We start from the raw sequence: 17,492 nt of genomic DNA on the forward strand, positions 1-17,492 counted from the left end.
CCACGAGGCGTTCCTTAAACTCGCCTGTTCACTGATCTGCTGGCGACGCCTGCAAAACACGTTGCGTTAGGAACTCTAAGCCGCCTAAGCCGCCGGGGCAGATCCGTGCCCAGTTCACTCGGTCAATCAAGGCCAACGAGGGTGCTCCAGGGACCGATCTCGGCCTGTGGGCCAGAGCCGGTAGCTACTACCGGGCCAGCAGCGGATGCCCCAACCCTCCACCACCAGGCTCACGAAGCAAGTCTCTGCAGTAGTTCCTAGTACGCGGCTGCAAGGGCTTGGCTACCGTCGGCGCATGGCCAACAGTTCACACACCCAAGACGAGATCCTCCAACTCGGTGCCGAGGCAGCGGCACAGTGCACCATGCCCCGTGGCGGACTGATCAGTCCGGTCGGTAGCACGACCTTCAGGTCGGCTTGCCTGGATCTCAACTACCACGCCGGCATCGCAGCAGCCCGCGCCGGTTACACCTCCGAGGAAGTAGGACCCGAAGCGGCCGACCTCTTCCGGCGGGGCTTCACTCGGTACTTGGGCGACAGCGAACACTTCCACACCCGGTAAGGCAGAGGAGCGTCGGGCCCGGCAACTCGCCCGGGGCGACAGGTACATTCAGCAGCGTGGTTGAGGCCACTGGGGGCACAGCGAGGCACACGTGCGCCTAGTCCGTCGACTAGCCCGCCGCCGTGGCCGACTGTCGTTGGCTCAGGCCCAGGCGAACACCATCGAAGGCAAGCGCCTTCGGTCACATGCAGGTCCTGCACCCATCGAAGCTGGGCTGCCCCTGGGCCGCCCGAGGTCACTCAACAGCGGCCGACGACGAGCACGCACCGCTCCGACCCTGGAAAGCCCCGCTGCGAGAACGCAGTGTCGACTCGCCGGCAGCCTCCACCGGCCTGCGTAGGCCGGTGCCCATACAGCGCTGCTTGACACCGCTGCGCCCTAGGCTGGATCAGCCACATACCGAAATCCGATTGCAGTCCACGTCCGGCTCCGCGATCTATTCCCCAAACACCGCGTAGGATCCATAGGTGACCCAAGACAAGCTCGGCAATATCCTCAGCTCAGTGGCAAAGAGAATGCGCGCCGACTTTGAACAGTCCCAGAACTTCAATCACAATGGCGAAGCTGGCACATCGCGCGAGCTTCTCATTCAGGAATTTCTATCCGGATACCTGCCGACGCATGTAGAGGCAGTACATAACGTGGAAGTGATTTCCGCAAACGGCGACGTTTCACCGCAATCTGACATCGTTCTCATTGATCGCGGTACGCCACCGTTCACGAGCCTCAAAGGGTTTCGGATCATTCCCAACGAATGCGTATACGGAATGGTCGAAGTCAAGACGAAGCTAGACGGAAATCAGCTCACCGACGCCTGCAACAAAATCAGCAAGATGCGGACGATGCCGAAGACGGCATACCGGCCAATCACCGGGACGATTCCTAGATCCACCAAGGCGTACGGTCAGGTTCACAACTACTTCCCGACTTCGGGCATGATCGTCGGGTTTGACAGCCTCAAGCTGGAGACGATCGGAAACCATCTCATTGACTGGTGCCGGACTCGCAACCCCTATGAGTGGCCGGACAGCGTATGGGTGGCGGGCAAGGGGCACCTTCAATGGGGGGATGCACGCACGGGTTCACTCTTCAGATCTCCGGTGGCGGGCGCATCGCTCTTCCAGATCGATGCCGACCCAGAACAAGACATCCTCCTCCCGCTAGCACTCCACCTCAACGTCCACTTCTCTGACGCTTGGATGAATCCGCTCGACCTCAATCCATATTCTGGCACCACGCCACTGGGGCACATAGCCAGGAATTGGACGTTTTAGAACCGGCCAGGTGCGAGCTACCCTCTCTGGCGCCAACGATGTGACGTCAGAGAGGGTAGCGGCATTACCGCTAGCCCTTAGGAACTGCCTCTCCCACGAAGCGGCCGTCATCCGACCGATACACCACACCTACGTCATACCGATCGAGCAGGGTGTACATGTCGGGCGTCGGAGCGGCCGGCAGCAGGATGACGCGCTTCGGCTCTTCTCCCTGCCCTGGCGCCTTGACGTAGCGGCTGTAGTCCAGGATCTGCCCGAGAGCCATGCGCACGTCTTCCCGGGAATTCGACCCCTTTGCCTCGTAGAGAACGTGATCCGTCGCGTCATACAGGTCGGTGCGGAGAGTTGAAGTGAGACCTTTCACTTTGATCTGAAATGCTCCGGTCTGGTGCCCAGCAGAGTCCAAGAAGCCCTTGTATGCCTGGGTCAATTCGGCCTCATGCCGCACGGCGACCGTGGCAGCAGTGGCAGCCCGAAGGCTCAGCTTGGTACGAAAAGCCTCGGGGACGACAAAGGTGCCACTGGTCTCGGCGTTGGGGGCTGCCTTCCGTCCAGCAGCCCCCTTGCGTACGCGCTGCTTGGGCAACGGCAGAGCGCCGCTCGTTGCCGGATCCGACTGGAACATCGCCGCGGTGACCGCACGGAAAGGCACGAACTCAGCGGTCGTCTCCTCCGCAGGAGGAATCACGTCCTGCTCAGCATGCTGCACCTCGCCCTCTTGGCGCAGGCGAAACACCACGACGCTGCGCTCTTGGCCGTCCTCGCCGTGAACCCGGCGCCACACGTACGGCTCCATACCGTCCAGCGTGAACGTCCCAAGGTATCGGTGCGTTTTCGTATCGCTCCCGGGAAGCTTGCCGACGCGCGTGAAGACACGAAGCACCCGGTCCTGCTCCGCGTGTCGAAGAATCGCCCGGTTCCCTGCGCCGGCGACACCATCAAAGGTCTGGTCGCCAGACTTGCCAGCGCCGGTGTACTCGAAGACGGGGCCCAGCTCGTCTCCCTCAGCCAACCAGCCGTCGTAGTAACCGGCTTGCTCGCCCACGTCCGGGTCTGAGTAGAGGTTGACGCTGTGCATGTCCTCGGAAGGACAGATCCCGCCCTGCGGACTTCCACCGAATGCAGCACGAATCTCCGTGCACGTCCGAACGTCACCGGGGTTGATCACCTTAGCGCTAGCGGTCATGGGGTGACCCTAGGCCACAGCACTGACAGTCCGGATCTACTTTGCTTGAGGGGGACATGGGCCCCAGAGGGGGTGCAGGTCTTCGGCTCGTCCGGGCTGAGGCGCCGGCCGCGGCCGCCCGAAGACCGCCGAGCTGCCAACGCGGAGGGGCATCACGCGGCCGGGGCCTCCGGAGGAGTGGACTGGCCCTGATCGTCGGCATGGTCCGCCACCTCCATCGCCAAGCCCATGACGAGCAGGCGTGCCAGTGCCTCTCCAGCCTCGGGCTGGATGGGCCCCAGACGCACCAAGCCATCACCGAAGATCGTCACGTTAGCCCTCAGACCAAGGAAGTCCGCCCCTGAGGCCGGCGCTGTGGAGTTGTTCAGCCAGCGCAACAGCGCCTCGCTTAGCTTCAGCCCAACCGCGTACGGACAACATTGCCGGCGAAGGGTTCTCGGCTCGTTTGGCGACTACGCGACGCGGGTTGGTCACGCCCTCCACCTCCTCCTTGATGTTGCTCAGTCCGTCTTGTGAGTGGCCGAGTCGCCCGCCTCTTCGGAACCGCGGGAGCGAAGCATCGCCCGCCGCAGAAGCTCCTCCAGGGCGCTCCGCCGTCTCCAGTGACACACGGCCGAGTTCGATGAGACCGTGGCCGACGGCGTTCGGGGCGGCACGGATCTCCGGCCCCTGCGCCACGCCCACCCTCGATCCCAACGGCACACGACGGGAGGGGAGTTCCGAGAAGCGGAGCCCTTTCGGAATTCCGTCAGTATGGACGTTCCCGCGGCCATGCCCAGCGGGAACGGCGTCCTCGCTGCGAACCGTGGCGACCCCAGTGAGCGTGAGCGCGATCTCGCGCCGATGACGGGAAGGCCCGAGGGCCATGTGCGACAAGGTCCAGAAGCGCTGCGATCTGGAATGACCGTCCGGGTCTCGTACGTCGTCGGGCCACTTCTGGGCAGTCCGGAGAGCCCTCGTGGGTGACCACGGCGGCTGGATTGCGCGGCCCTTTCGCCCGGCGGGGGGCGGCGTGGCCCGGCAACCCCCGAATCGGACAAAAGTGATAAGCAACACATCAGTGAGAAGTCGCACAGGGGTAAGTGGTTGTTCTGCGCGCGGCCTCGGGGTGGAATCACCGGAACTGTCGAGTGGGGGTCTCACCTTGCAAGGGGAATGAACATGCGCAGAGTTCGTGCGCGACGCCGCATCGCGGCCGCAGCCGTCGGGGTCACCACCCTCGCCAACATCGCACTGTTGTCCCCCGCCCTGTCGGGTTCCGCGGTCGCCGCACCGGTGCATGCGGTGCATCCAGCGCCTTCGGCACGAGGAGCCGAGGTCGTGCCGGCCGTGGCCGGGCAGCAGTCGGAGAGCGCGGCCCACGGCTTGCTGACCACCGGGGAGTGCCAGGCGAAGTGGCAGATCTCCTGTTACTCCCCGAACCAGTTCCGGCAGGCGTACAACCTGAACCCGCTGTACCAGGCGGGAGTCACCGGCAAGGGGCGCACGATCGTGATCGTGGATTCCTTCGGCTCGCCGACCATCCAGCACGACCTGGATGTCTACAGCGCCCGGTTCGGCATGAAGAGCACCCACGTCGACGTGGTGAAGTGGGGCAACGTCCCGCGCTTCGATACCACCAACCCCGACCAGGTCGGCTGGGCCGGGGAGACCACCCTCGACGTGGAGATGGCGCACGCCGTCGCCCCGGACGCGCACATCGTCCTGGTGGAGTCCGGGGCCGACCAGAACGGGGACGGCACCACCGGCCTGCGGGAGATGATGGACGCCGAGAAGTCGCTCATCGACCGCGGTGTGGGCGATGTGATCAGCCAGAGTTTCGGTGCGACGGAGAACACCTTCCCCGGCTTCCGCAACGGTGACTTCTCCAGCATCGAGAACCTGCGGTACGCCTTCAAGGACGCGGCCAAGCACAAGGTGACCGTCCTCGCCGCCTCCGGCGACGGCGGCGCCACCAACACCACCGCGAGCGGCAACGGCGACTACCCGTACCGGGTCAACGCCTGGCCGTCCTCCGACCCGCTGGCCGTCTCGGTCGGCGGCACCCGGCTGCACCTGGACGCCAAGGGTGACCGCATCGCTCCGGACAGTGTCTTCAACGACGAGGGCGCGAGCGGCGGCGGCCCGTCCCACGTCTTCGCCCGCCCCTCGTACCAGTCCGGGGTCGAGCAGGTGGTCGGCGACCATCGCGGCACCCCCGACGTTTCGATGTCCGCCGCGCTGAAGGGCGGCGCATGGGTGTACTCCAGCTACGACCCGAAGCGGGTCGGCTGGCAGGTCTACGTCGGCACCAGCGAGGCCAGCCCGCTCTTCGCCGGCATCGTGGCCCTGGCCGACCAGGTCGCCGGACACCGGCTGGGTGACATCCACGAGGCTCTGTACGCGCTGTCCGCACAGCCCGCACGGAACCAGTCCACCGGAATCGTGGACGTGAAGGACGGCACGAACAACAGCTACGCGGGAGTCACCGGCTACACCGCGGCGAAGGGCTACGACATGGCGACCGGCGTCGGCACGATCGACGCGGCCCGCTTCGTCCCCGCCCTCGCCAAGGCGGGCTGAGGGCGTTCGCGTCCCGGGGGATCGGGCGCCCGTCGTTTCGCGACGGGCGCCCGATCGTATGGCTGACACCCGACGCAGCCGCACCCGTCATGGCGATCAGTGGGATTTCCCATATGGCCGGGCGCGGCGGCGGGCGTGGGGCGGGTGGCGGGCGGCCGGGAGTGGGTGGAGTTGTCCACAGGGTCGGCGGCGGGTGGGGCGGAGCTCGTACGCTTTCGGAGTGGTTCCGGCGGACGTGGGAGTGGTCGTGGGCGTGGAAGGCGACGTGGACGTGGCGAGTGGCCCGGAGGCGGGCGAGGCGGTGCAGACGCTGCGCCGGGTCTTCGGGTACGACGCGTTCCGCGGGGATCAAGAGGAGATCATCGAGCAGGTGATCGGGGGCGGGGACGCCGTCGTCCTGATGCCCACGGGCGGCGGGAAGTCGCTGTGCTACCAGATCCCCTCGCTGGTGCGGCCGGGTGTCGGGGTGGTCATCTCGCCGCTGATCGCGTTGATGCAGGACCAGGTCGATGCGCTGCGGGCGCTGGGGGTGCGGGCCGGTTTCCTCAATTCGACGCAGGACTTCGAGGAGCGGCGGCTGATCGAGGCCGAGTTCCTCGCCGGCGAGCTGGACCTGCTGTACCTGGCGCCGGAGCGGCTGCGGGTCGAGCAGACGGTGCAGCTGCTGGACCGGGGGAAGATCTCGCTCTTCGCCATCGACGAGGCGCACTGCGTGGCGCAGTGGGGCCACGACTTCCGGCCCGACTACCTGATGCTGTCGATGCTGCACGACCGTTGGCCGGACGTGCCGCGGATCGCGCTGACCGCGACGGCGACGAAGGCGACGCACGAGGAGATCACGTCCCGGCTGCGGATGGACGGGGCCCGGCACTTCGTGGCGAGCTTCGACCGGCCCAACATCCAGTACCGGATCGCGGCCAAGAGCGAGCCCAAGCGGCAGCTGCTGGAGCTGCTGCGCAGCGAGCACGCCGGGGACGCGGGCATCGTGTACTGCCTGTCCCGCGCCTCGGTGGAGAAGACCGCCCAGTTCCTGGTGGACAACGGGATCGACGCGGTGCCCTACCACGCGGGGCTGGACGCCCGGGTGCGGGCGGCCAACCAGGCGCGGTTCCTGCGCGAGGACGGTCTGGTCGTGGTCGCCACCATCGCGTTCGGGATGGGCATCGACAAGCCCGACGTGCGGTTCGTGGCCCATCTGGACCTGCCGAAGTCGGTCGAGGGGTACTACCAGGAGACCGGTCGCGCCGGCCGCGACGGCCAGCCGTCGACGGCCTGGCTGGCGTACGGGCTGCAGGACGTGGTGCAGCAGCGGAAGATGATCGACGGGTCGGAGGGGGACGACGCGCACCGGCGCCGGCTCTCCGCGCATCTGGACGCGATGCTGGCGATGTGCGAGACGGTGGAGTGCCGTCGGGTGCGGCTGCTGGCGTACTTCGACCAGGAGAGTGGTCCGTGCGGCAACTGCGACACCTGCCTCACACCGCCGCAGACCTGGGACGGGACGGTGTCGGCGCAGAAGCTGCTGTCGACGGTGGTCCGGCTGAAGCGGGAGCGGGGGCAGAAGTTCGGGGCGGGGCAGATCATCGACATCCTGCTGGGCCGCAAGACCGCCAAGGTCATCCAGTTCGACCACGACGGGCTGAGCGTCTTCGGGATCGGGGAGGACCTCCGCGAGGCCGAGTGGCGGGGCGTGGTGCGGCAGTTGCTCGCCCAGGGGCTGCTGGCCGTGGAGGGGGACTACGGGACGCTGGTGCTCACCGAGTCCAGCGGTGAGGTGTTGCGCGGGCAGCGCCGGGTGCCGATGCGGCGGGAGCCGGAGAAGGCGGCGCGGGCGGCCAAGGCGAAGTCCAAGGGCAAGCGGGCGCCGGTGGACCTGCCGGAGGAGGCGCTGCCGGTCTTCGAGGTGCTGCGCGGCTGGCGGGGTGCCACGGCCAAGGAGCAGGGCGTCCCGGCCTACGTGATCTTCCATGACGCGACGCTGCGGGAGATCGCGACGGCCCGGCCGACGACCCTCGCCGAGTTGGGCACGCTCACCGGAGTCGGTGAGAACAAGCTCGCCAAGTACGGGGAGCAGATCCTGGAGGTGCTGGCCGGCGGGCCGACCCCGGCCGCAACGGCGGGCGGTGCGGGCACTGCGGGAGTGGCGGGCGCCGCGGGCGCGGCCACGGCGGGCGCGACCCGGCCCGGCGCGGCGGCTCCGGCCGGTACTCCCGCCGGTGCGACCGCGGTCGGCGCCGCGCCGGCGTCCGTGTTCGAGGAGGACGAGGCGCTGCCCGAGCCGCCGGACGACATCGACTGGTGAGGCGGGGCACGGGCGCACCGCTCGCCGGACGCGACGCGGGCGCCCCCCTCACGAGCCGAGCGACCAACGGGCGGCCGGCGGGCGGGCGGCCGGCGGGCTGAGGGGTGCGGCGGTCGGCCCGCTCAAGGCGTCGTCCGGCCGCCCGGACGGCCGGGCCGCTCCGGCGGCGGCTGCGGGGGGAACGTCAGGAGGGCGTGGGCGCCGCCGTCGGGGGCGTTGCCGAAGTGCAGGTCGATGCCGAGGACGGCGGCCTGTCCGACGGCGATGGTCAGGCCCAGTCCGTGGCCCCGGCCCCGGCCCGGGACGTCCGTGCGGAAGCGCTGCGGCCCGTGCTGGAGCAGGTCGGCGGGGAAGCCCGGGCCATGGTCGCGCACGGCGATGGTCGGGGTGCCGTCGGGCGGCGCGTCGACGGTGACCGTGACCGGGGGCCGGCCGTGCCGGTGGGCGTTGAGGACGAGGTTGGCGAGGACGCGGTCCAGGCGGCGCCGGTCCGTTTCGACGACCGTGTCGGCGTCGATCCGCACCTCGGCGTCGAGACCGGTGGCGCGCACGGAGCGCAGCACGAGCGGGCCGAGTTCGTAGGTGGCGAGGTCGGCGTGCTCGGTGCCGGAGTCCAGGCGGGAGATCTCCAGCAGGTCTTCGGTGAGTCGGTGCAGGGCCCGCAGCCGGTCGTTGATCATCTCCTTGGGTCGGCCCTCGGGGAGGAGTTCGGCGGAGGCGAGGATGCCGGTGAGCGGGGTGCGCAGTTCATGGGCGACGTCGGCGGTGAAGCGCTGTTCGGCCTGTAGGCGGCTCTGCAGGGTGGCGGCCATGGAGTCCAGGGCGGCCGCGACGGCGGCCACCTCGTCCTGCTCCGCCCCGTCGCGCCGCCGTTGACCTGCGGATTCGTCGACCCTGGCGTCCAGGTCGCCGGCGCTGATCCGGCGGGCGACGGCGGCCGTGGTGGCCAGCCGGCGGCTGATGTGCCGGGCCAGGAAGAGTCCGGCCGCGGCGACGGCCGCGGCGGCGAGGACGGCCGAACCGAGGATCGCGGTGTCGAACTTGTCGAGGCTCCAGCGGGTGTTCCCGTAGGGCGACCAGACGGCCATGATCTGGTCGTCGGCGGGCGCCGCGGCCCACATGACGGGCTGCCCGCGGTAGCTTCCGACCATGCTGCCGCGCCGCCCACGACGCACCAACTCCCGTAGTTCCGAGGGGAGTTCGGGGGGATCGAGGACGGAGTTGATGCCTTCGCGGGAGGTGCCGTACTCGAAGAGGTCCAGTGCGGTGTCGAGGTCCGCGCGGGTCTCCTTGCGCACCTGGCCGACGGTCTGGCGGGCGACCGCGTTGTGCACGAGCGCCCCGAGGACGGCGGCGACCGCGCAGCACACCGCCGTCACGGTGAGCGAGATCTTCCAGCGCAGGGAGACCGCCGGGCGCCAGCGGAGGGGGAGCGTCGGCCACCGGCGGCGGGGGACCGCCGGGCGTCGGCCCGGCGGTTCGCCCGGGCGGGGGCGCGTCACGGGGGCCCCGCTGCCGGGGCGGCGCCGGACGTGGTGGGTTTGGGCTTGTGGGCCAGGTCGAGGGTGAGGTCCCACAGGCCCATCGAGTTCCCGTCCCAGACGTAGTCGGTGACGCTGACGTAGCGCGGGTCCTTGGTGGGCTCACGGATCGCCAGGTGGCCGGCCGCGAGTTCGACGCCGGCCAGTACGCCGCGCAGCGCGAGGATCCGGGTGACCACCGTCTTGCGGACGGTGTAGACGCGCAGTTCGCTGGTGCGGCGGTCGATGTCGACGACGGCGATCAGATCGGGTTTGCCGTCGTCGGTGAGGTCGTGCAGTTCCGGGCGGCGCACGGAGCCGGGCGCGGGCGGGGCGGCCCCGGACGCGGCGAAGTCCGCGTCGAGGACGGCGAGCGGATCGGCGTGCCCCATGTCGCCGCTCGGGATGCGGGGGAGCTCGGGGAGCGGCTTGAGGGCGGCCGGGTTCTCGTTCTCGCGCAACGGGGCGGGCGAGTTCCGCGGCCAGAGGTCCAGTGGCGCGGTGACCTGCCGTGCCCGCCCCTCGTCCTTGAGGCCCTCGGGGCTGGCGCATCCGGCGAGGAGGGCCAGCAGCGCGGCGGCGAGGGCGAGGGGCCGCACGCGGGCACGGGGAACGGGCGCCGGGGTACGGGCGGGACCGACCGGCGCGCTCCCTGCGGGGCTAAATGCGGACATAGCCTGACCAAGCTACCCAAGGTGTCGGGGTAGGGAATCTTCGGGACGACCGTTCCGGCGGCGGCTCGCCCCGGGCGGCGCACCCGGGCGGCTCCCCCCGGGCCGCGCACCGGGACCTCGGCCCGGCTCGCGGCCGGCACCCCGTGGCGACGCCGGCCCCGACCGCGTCGTCACAGGAATGACAGCAGAGGTGGGGCTGACTGTTACACAACATACGGATCGCCGTTATGGGCCCTCCGTAGCGTGATCACCCGTTACCGCGTCCCCAGGGCGGCCGCCGGCCGCCCCCGTCAAGGAGTAGTCATGCGTGGTCAGCGCCGTTCCATGATCCGTACCGCCACCGTTGCGACCGGTGCGCTGGCCGTCCTGCTGCTGCCCGCGGGCGCCGCGTTCGCCGCCGACTCGACCGCGCCGACGGAGACCCGGACCTCGATCATGCTCCCGGACGAGGGGCTGGCCGGCCTCGCGGAGAAGGCCGGGCACCTGCCGAAGGCCGGCCTCCTCGGCGGCGCGGCAGCACTGGGCGCGGCGAGCATCGGCGTCGCGGTGCAGCGGCGGCGGAACGAGCCCGCGGACCGGTCCCGGTAACCACCCGGCGCCCGCCCCGCCCGCGCCCCGCCGACCGGCACGCCGCACACCGACGCGCTACGCCTCCCCGCGCTCCCCCGCACCCCGGCCGTCCCCGACGTCGCCGTTGCCGCCGGTCAGCCGCTGCACCTCCCCGTAAGCCAGCGCGTCCGCGCAGGCCGGCGGTTCCCCCGCGCCACGGACCGGCGCGCCGCCAGGCCGCCCGCCGCTCGCGCGGATCGCGTCCGCGGCCGCACAGGCCGCCCCCAGGGCCGTACGGAACAGCAGCGAGCCGGTGCTGATGCGGCGCACGCCCAGGTCGGCCAGGCCACGGACGGTGTGCCGGCCGGGAGCGAACAGCACGTTCAACGGCGCGGCGATGCCGTCCACGAGCACCGCGAGGTCCGCGTCGGCGGTGACGCCCGGCACGAAGACGCCGTCCGCCCCGGCGGCCAGATACGTCTCGGCCCGGGCGAGCGCCTCCGACAGCGGCGGCGGGGTGTCCACCAACCAGTGCGTGTCGATGCGGGCGTTGAGGAAGAGACCCGGCGCGCGCTCCTTCACCGCACGGATCAACTCCGCCTGACGGGCCGGGTCTTGCAGCCCACCGCCGCCGGGGAGGCCGTCCTCCAGATTGATTCCGGCGGCGCCACACTCCGCCAACTCCACTGCCAGAGCGGCTACTTCACCGGGTTCGGCGCCGTAGCCGCCCTCGATGTCGACGGTGTACGGGCAGGGCAGCCGGCCGGCGAGCCGGTGCGCCAGGGCGAGCGTGGCGTTACGGACCTCGGGCAGCGCCCGGCCGTCCGGATGTCCGTGCGCGGCCGCGACGCCCAGGCTCGTCGTGCCGATCGCCGGGTGACCGGCGTCGGCGAGGGCGAGGGCCGAGGCGCTGTCCCAGGCGTTGGGGAGCAGGAGGGGGTGGCCGGGACGGTGGTGGAGCGCGTGGAAGGCGGCGGGGTGCGGGTCGGTGCCCGGCGTGACGCCCGCGTTCCGGCCGTCGCCGGTGCCCGCGCCGCTGTGCGTGTCGGTGGTCATGGGCGCACCGTAGGCCGGCGACGTGTCGGTGGTCGCCGAAGCGTCGCCGCGGACAATGGGCGTATGACGTCGCCGAAACGGACCGCGCAACGGACCGGGCCCGGGCCGAGCGTCCCGTGGGGCCCCGCGGTGGCGCCCGACCACAGCCACGAGCTGGCCCGGCTCGCCGCGCTGCTGGCGGACCGCACCCGGGCCGCGTTCTGCCTGGCGCTGCTCGACGGGCGGGCCTGGACCGCCGGGGAACTCGCCGGGTACGCGCGGGTGGCGCCCTCGACCGCCAGCGAGCACCTGTCCCGGCTGATCGCCGGCGGGCTGCTCGTCGAACGGCGGCAGGGCCGGCACCGCTACGTCCAGCTCGCCGGCCCGCGCGTCGCCGAACTGCTGGAATCGGTGACCGCGCACCTGGACCCGCCGGCCGGGCCGCCGCGCGGGCTGCGGGCGGTCAGCGCCTCGGCCGCGCTGGCCCGCGGCCGGACCTGCTACGACCACCTGGCGGGCCGGCTCGGCGTCACCCTCACCGACGCCATGACCGCACGCGGCCTCCTGGACCAGGAGGGCGGTTTCACCCTCACCGACACCGGCCGGGAGTGGTTCGCGGACGCCCTCGCGGTCCCTGCCGACGCCCTGCGCGGCGGGCGCCGCCCGCCGGCCCGCGGCTGCCTGGACTGGACCGAACGCCGTCAGCACCTTGCCGGCACGGCCGGCGCCCGGCTCTGCGAACGGCTGCTGGAGCGGCACTGGATCCGCCGGATCGGGACCGGCCGGGCGGTCCGCCTCACCTCCGAGGGCAGCAGCGCGCTGCGGGAACTGCTGGGCATCGACGGGCAGGCGGCCGGGCTGGGGTGAAGGGCTGGGGTGAAGGGCTGGGGTGAACCGGCCGAGGGCGGACGACGGCCCCGGACCGCCGCGGCCCGCACCCGCCGGCCCGCGGCTCCGGGCGTCAGCAGCGGCCCCCGCCGCCCGGCCCGCCCACCCGCACGTACAGCGTGACCTCCGCACCCCGCACCCGGGTGCGGCGGCAGACCGCGAACGCCGAGCGCAGCGTGGCCCGTTTGGCGATCTCCTGGTCGTTGGTGTCGGCCGGCTGCCCGGCCGGGTCCCCGGCGACGACGATGCGGCGGCTGGCCAGCATCCGGTCGCGGATCTCGTCGCCGGACAGCTCCGTGCCGTAGAGGGTGCGGGAGGCCACCGGGCTCCGGTCCAGGGCCAGGTCGTGCAGTCCGTGGAAGTCGTGCGGCCGGGTCGCCCGCCAGATCCGGCGGCGGGACGGTGCGAAGAGCAGCCCGTCGCCCGGTTCGGACAGGTGCCGGACGGCCTGGGCGACCGCGGTGACGTCGTCGACCCGGCTGTCCGGACTGCGCAGGTGGACGTCCACCGGGAGCAGCGCGGCCAGGACCAGCACCGCCGCCGCCGACCGCCGCAGCCGCCGGGCGGGCGTCTGGCCCGCCACGCCGGCCGGCCGCAGCAGCCGGGCCGCCGCGGCGCCCGCGACCAGCGCGAACCCGACGACGTAGTAGAGGACGTAGCGGTCCACGTAGGCCGGCTCGACGTTGGACAGGAGCAGCAGCAGGACCGTCGGCAGGAGCAGCAGCGCCAGGCCGAGGGCGCGCAGCCCGATCGGGCCGCGGGAGCGCACCGGGACACGGGCGCAGAGGCAGCCGAGGACGGCCAGCACGGCGAAGGTGAGCAGTTGCAGCGGGTCCGGCCACATCAGCCAACTGATCTGGTCCGACTGGCTGGTGCTGAAGACGGCGAGCGGGGCGAGGACGGCGAGCACGGTGCCGGCCGCGAGCAGCCAGGCGCGCCGGGTCCGGCGCGGCAACCGCGCCAGGGCGACGGCGGCGCCGTGCGCGGGCAGCGCCAGCGACGCGAACTCGTGCAGCAGACAGGCCAGCACCATCAGCGCGGTGTACCCCCACCACAGCGCGCGGCGCGGTCGGGGGCCGGCGGCCAGCACGAGCAGGTACGACGCCCAGACCACCAGGGCGCAGACCAGCGCGTACGAGCGGCCCTCCTGCGCGTACTGCTGGACGACCGGGACCAGCGCGAACGCCAGCCCCGCGCACAGCCCGGCGCGCCGTCCCACCAGGCGCTCGCCCAGCAGGGCCACCCCGGCGGCGGCCGCCGTCATGGCCACGGCCGACGGCAGCCGCAGGCCGATCACCGCGCCGAGGGCGTCGCCGAGGGTGGCGTCGTAGACGGCGAACCAGCAGTGCATCAGCGCGTAGTACAGGCCGTGCACGACGTCGACGTGCAGCAGCGTCGCCGCGAGGTCGGGCAGGCTGCGGTGCGCCATGTCGTAGGTGACCGCCTCGTCGCGCCAGACGGCGTCCTGGCGGCGGATGCCCCACGCGCTCAGGAAGAACATCAGCCCCGCCGGCACCAGCACCACCGCGCCCCGTGCGGCCCACGCGGAGCGCGCGGCGACGGAGCGGGCGGCGGACCCGTACGCCGGGTACCCCGAGGCCGGGGCGGTCGCCGGGGCCCCGGTGGACGCCCCGAACGCCCGGGCCGCCTGGTGCGGCTGCGACGGCTGGTGCGGCTGCGGCGCTTGCGGGGCGTCGATGGCGGGCTCCGGTCACATCGGGGGCGGCGGCCGGCCGCCGGGAGCGGCCGGGGGAACGGTCCGGCGAGGACCGGACGGACGGACGGAAAAACGGCCGGACGGCCGGGGGATGTGAGACATCCGCCCGACCGTCCGGCCGTGGACTCACCCCAGTCGGGTCAGCTTCGCCCCGAAGGACGGGTTGCTCAGGGCCGACTGGAGCGCCACCGGCACCTTCTGCTGGCTGGCGCCGTTGCCGACGGTCAGCTCGCCGACGACGGTCCCGGCCGCGGCCTCGTGCGGGATGGTCTTGCCGTCACCGCCGACGCTCAACTGGAGCTGCTGGCCCGGGACTCCGACCGCCTTCAGGTCCTTGGTGGCGACGACCGGCGTCAGCGTGCCCAGACCGTCGTCGACGTAGCCGACGACCTGCCCCTTCTGCACCGCCGTGGCCGAGTCCAGCGCGTCGCGCACCGCCTCGATGACCTTCTTGCTGTTGTCCTTGACCAGGGTCAGGCTGTTGGCGGCGTTGGGGTCCAGCCCCTTGAAGTGCTGGTCCATCATCGTGCCCAGTATCAGGCGGTCCTTGCCGTCCACCGTCTTGTACGCGGCCCAGGACAGGGCGCCGCCGGCCGCCGTGCTGGAGCCGGTCTTGATGCCCTTGACGCTCAGCCCCGCCAGCAGCAGGTTGTCGTTGTTGTTGTTGATCCGCTCCGGCAGGCCCGGGATCTCCGCGTTGGGCATGGCGACGATCGGCCGGAAGGCGTCGAACTTCATGACGGCCTCGGCGAGCTTGATCTGGTCGACGGCGGTGCTCACCGTCTTGGGGTCCAGGCCGCTGGGGTCCGTGTAGGTGGTCTTCGTCATCCCCAGGTCCTTGGCGGCGGCGTTCATCTTCTTGACGAACGCGGCCTCGTCGGCGGACTGGGTGTCCCAACGGGCGAGCAGCCGGGCGATGTTGTTGCCGGACGGGATCATCAGCATCTTGAGCATGTCCTGCTCGGTGAACTTCTGCCCCGCCTTGAGCCCCGCGATCCGCGACTCGCTCTCGGAGTTGCCCTCCTGGACCGCCTTGTCGTCGACCTGGATCTGCGGACCCTTGTCGTTCTTGTCCTTCAGCGGATGGTCCCGCAGGATCACGTAGGCCGTCATGATCTTGGCGACGCTGGCGGTCGGCACCGACTTCTGCTCGCCGAACATCCCGACCTCGCCGGAGCCCACGACCTTCACCGCCGCCTGCCCCTGCTCGGGCCACGGGATGGAGAGCTTGCCGCCCGCGAAGGTGAACGAGGACTTGGCGTCGCCGAGGACCAGCGTCGGGGCGGGCAGCGGACGCACCGCCTGGACCACCATGAAGACGATCACCAGCAGCACCGCCAGCGGAGTCCAGATCTTGAACCGTCGGACGACGGTGCGCATCGGGGTCTCGGGCGGCGGCGGGGTGTTGGTGAGCTTCGCCAGGAGGTCCAGCGGCGGCAGCGGCTCCTGCCGGGTCCGCTCGGCATCGGCCTCGGACGCGGACGCGGCGGGCGCGGCGGCACCGGCGTCGGGCTTGCCGTCCGGCTTCGCCGGCGCGGCCGCCGGCATCGCACCGGGAGCCTTGCCCGACCCCTTCTCCGGAGCCTTGTCCGACGCATCGCCGGACTTCCCGCCGGACTTGCCGCCCGACTTCCCGCCCGCGGCGGCATCCTTGTCAGCGGTCTTGTCGCCGGTCTTGCCGGCAGTCTTGTCGCCGGCCTTGTCAGCGGCCTCGTCGGCCGCCTTCTCCTGGCCCTTGTCCGCGTCGTCCGCGGCGCCGCCGGGCTTGCCGAGCGGCGCCTTGGGCGCGGTCTTGCCGATCGAGCGCTCCGCCGAACCGTCGTCCGACGACTTCAGCGCCACGAACTGGCTGGTCCGCTCGGCGTCCCGCTCGACCGCGGCGGCACCCTTGGCCTTCGCCCCGGCGTCCTTGGCGGCGGGCTTCTCGTCGGCCTTCTTGGCGTCGGCCTTGGCGGCGGACTTCTCGTCGGCCTTGCCGCCGGCCTTGGCCGCGGCCTCGGCGCCGTCCCCGTCGGCCTTCTTGGCGTCGCCGGCCTTGGGGTCGGTGTCCGTGCCCAACTTGAAGACGGCGGTCGGCTGGTCGGCGGGCCGTTCCGCCGCCTCCTTCTCGGACGCCTCGGACTTCGCGGCCTTGGCTGTCTTCGCAGCCTTCGCAGACTTCGCTACGGCAAAGACCCGCGTCGCGTCGTCGGCCGGCTCCTCCTCCGCGCTCTCGCCGGCGCCCTTCGGGTCCATCGTCTTGAAGACGGCGGTCGCCCGGTCCACGTCCTCCGCGCCGTCGGCCGGCGCGCCCTTCTCCCCGGACGCGCCCTTCTCCTCGGAGGCGGCCGGCTTCCCAGAAGCCGACTCCTCGGCCGACTTCCCGGACGCCCCGGACTTCTCGGGGGCGGCCGGCGCCTTCTCCTCGGCGGCTCCGGCCTTCGCGTCCGCGGACGCACCGGCCTTCACACGGCCCGCGCCAGCCTTGGCCTTCCCTTCACCCTCAGCATCGCCCTCCGCGGCCGCCTGAGCCGCCTCAGGCGCCTCCTCGGGCTTCTCGGCGGTCTCGGCCCCGTCCGCCTCCGCCGACACCTGCCCCGACGCGTCGGGCTTCGCCGTCCCGGACGCGCCCTTGCCGGGGGACGCCTTCTCCGCACCGGACGCCTTCGCCTCGGAAGCCTCCGCGTCGCCCACGTCGGACGACTTCGCACCGGCCGCCTTCGCACCGGCCGCCTTCGCGCTGGACGGCTTCGTCTCGGACGCCTTAGCCCCGGAAGTCTCCGCCTCGGGCGTCCCGTTGCCGTTGCCGGAAGCCCCCTCCTTGGGCGCCTTCCCCGCCCCGCCGTCCCCGGAGCCGTTCCCGGCCTTCTCCGCGCCGCCCCGATTCCCCCGCTCGTCGCGGAGGATCGACAGCCGCGGGTCCCGTTCGGTGCGCGCCGTCTCCCCCGACGACTGCTCCTTGCCCGACTTCTTGTCCGACTTGTCGGGGGACTCGCCCGCCACCGATGTCTCCTTCACTACGTCGCACTGCCCTGCCTGGTGCCATCTGGTACCCAACGGAACCAGTGTTGCCAAGTCTCCTGTGTCCGGGCGGCCGCTTCCCACCGCCACGCGAACCCGTTCGTACCGCGCCCCCAGGAAGATGTCGCCGACGTGCTAGACGAGAACGACATACCTACCGGTTCCCTACCGAACCCACCACGCACCCTCGACAGATGAATGTGAGAGGGGTCACCCTGTCATT

13 protein-coding genes are annotated in these 17,492 nt (G+C 71.4%); 6 read left to right on the top strand and 7 right to left on the bottom strand.

Going from position 1 to position 17,492, the window contains the following annotated elements:
* The first annotated feature begins 295 nt into the window (after positions 1-295).
* Together ACJ6WD_RS34560 and ACJ6WD_RS34565 are read left to right on the top strand one after the other, a co-directional pair.
* Entirely contained in the window at positions 296-562 is a 267-nt protein-coding gene (locus ACJ6WD_RS34560) for a hypothetical protein (protein WP_407617208.1), read from the top strand.
* 467 nt (positions 563-1,029) lie between these two features.
* Positions 1,030-1,836, top strand: a complete 807-nt coding sequence (locus ACJ6WD_RS34565; RefSeq protein ID WP_407617209.1) for a DUF6602 domain-containing protein — start codon at positions 1,030-1,032, stop codon at positions 1,834-1,836.
* Between the two features lie 70 nt (positions 1,837-1,906).
* Here ACJ6WD_RS34565 and ACJ6WD_RS34570 read toward each other — a convergent pair whose 3' ends face one another.
* Together ACJ6WD_RS34570 and ACJ6WD_RS34575 are read right to left on the bottom strand one after the other, a co-directional pair.
* Positions 1,907-3,022: a hypothetical protein gene (locus tag ACJ6WD_RS34570; protein ID WP_407617210.1), complete on the bottom strand. Its 1,116-nt coding sequence runs from the start codon at positions 3,020-3,022 to the stop codon at positions 1,907-1,909.
* A gap of 152 nt (positions 3,023-3,174) precedes the next feature.
* Positions 3,175-3,333 (bottom strand): hypothetical protein, encoded by a 159-nt coding sequence (locus tag ACJ6WD_RS34575; RefSeq protein ID WP_407617211.1) that lies wholly within the window; start codon positions 3,331-3,333, stop codon positions 3,175-3,177.
* 850 nt (positions 3,334-4,183) lie between these two features.
* Here ACJ6WD_RS34575 and ACJ6WD_RS34580 point away from each other — a divergent pair.
* Both ACJ6WD_RS34580 and recQ read left to right on the top strand, forming a co-directional pair.
* The gene (locus ACJ6WD_RS34580; protein WP_233658735.1) at positions 4,184-5,584 is read left to right on the top strand and encodes a S8 family serine peptidase; all 1,401 of its coding nucleotides are present in this window, start codon (positions 4,184-4,186) and stop codon (positions 5,582-5,584) included.
* 265 nt (positions 5,585-5,849) lie between these two features.
* Positions 5,850-7,886 (top strand): DNA helicase RecQ, encoded by a 2,037-nt coding sequence (gene recQ / locus ACJ6WD_RS34585; RefSeq protein WP_407617212.1) that lies wholly within the window; start codon positions 5,850-5,852, stop codon positions 7,884-7,886.
* A 122-nt stretch (positions 7,887-8,008) separates the two neighbouring features.
* On the opposite strand, the gene ACJ6WD_RS34590 is transcribed toward recQ, so the two are convergent.
* Together ACJ6WD_RS34590 and ACJ6WD_RS34595 are read right to left on the bottom strand one after the other, a co-directional pair.
* On the bottom strand, positions 8,009-9,388 hold the full coding sequence (locus tag ACJ6WD_RS34590) for a sensor histidine kinase (protein ID WP_407617213.1): 1,380 nt from the start codon (positions 9,386-9,388) through the stop codon (positions 8,009-8,011).
* Positions 9,385-10,005, bottom strand: a complete 621-nt coding sequence (locus tag ACJ6WD_RS34595; protein WP_233658737.1) for a hypothetical protein — start codon at positions 10,003-10,005, stop codon at positions 9,385-9,387. Before ACJ6WD_RS34595 ends, ACJ6WD_RS34590 begins: the two co-directional genes overlap by 4 nt.
* A gap of 378 nt (positions 10,006-10,383) precedes the next feature.
* Here ACJ6WD_RS34595 and ACJ6WD_RS34600 point away from each other — a divergent pair, with 378 nt between their 5' ends.
* Positions 10,384-10,668: a hypothetical protein gene (locus ACJ6WD_RS34600; RefSeq protein ID WP_233658738.1), complete on the top strand. Its 285-nt coding sequence runs from the start codon at positions 10,384-10,386 to the stop codon at positions 10,666-10,668.
* 57 nt (positions 10,669-10,725) lie between these two features.
* Here ACJ6WD_RS34600 and ACJ6WD_RS34605 read toward each other — a convergent pair whose 3' ends face one another.
* The gene (locus ACJ6WD_RS34605; protein ID WP_331249399.1) at positions 10,726-11,685 is read right to left on the bottom strand and encodes an isocitrate lyase/phosphoenolpyruvate mutase family protein; all 960 of its coding nucleotides are present in this window, start codon (positions 11,683-11,685) and stop codon (positions 10,726-10,728) included.
* 63 nt (positions 11,686-11,748) lie between these two features.
* Here ACJ6WD_RS34605 and ACJ6WD_RS34610 point away from each other — a divergent pair, with 63 nt between their 5' ends.
* Positions 11,749-12,531 carry an ArsR/SmtB family transcription factor gene (locus ACJ6WD_RS34610; protein ID WP_407617214.1) on the top strand — a complete coding sequence of 261 codons (783 nt, stop codon included), beginning with the start codon at positions 11,749-11,751 and terminating at the stop codon, positions 12,529-12,531.
* 94 nt (positions 12,532-12,625) lie between these two features.
* On the opposite strand, the gene ACJ6WD_RS34615 is transcribed toward ACJ6WD_RS34610, so the two are convergent.
* Both ACJ6WD_RS34615 and ACJ6WD_RS34620 read right to left on the bottom strand, forming a co-directional pair.
* Entirely contained in the window at positions 12,626-14,077 is a 1,452-nt protein-coding gene (locus ACJ6WD_RS34615) for a glycosyltransferase family 39 protein (protein ID WP_374206824.1), read from the bottom strand.
* A 318-nt stretch (positions 14,078-14,395) separates the two neighbouring features.
* Positions 14,396-17,251 (bottom strand): D-alanyl-D-alanine carboxypeptidase family protein, encoded by a 2,856-nt coding sequence (locus tag ACJ6WD_RS34620; RefSeq protein ID WP_407617215.1) that lies wholly within the window; start codon positions 17,249-17,251, stop codon positions 14,396-14,398.
* Positions 17,252-17,492 lie beyond the last annotated feature (241 nt).

The organism is Streptomyces sp. VTCC 41912 (assembly GCF_045799175.1).
GTDB lineage: Bacteria > Actinomycetota > Actinomycetes > Streptomycetales > Streptomycetaceae > Streptomyces > Streptomyces albulus_C.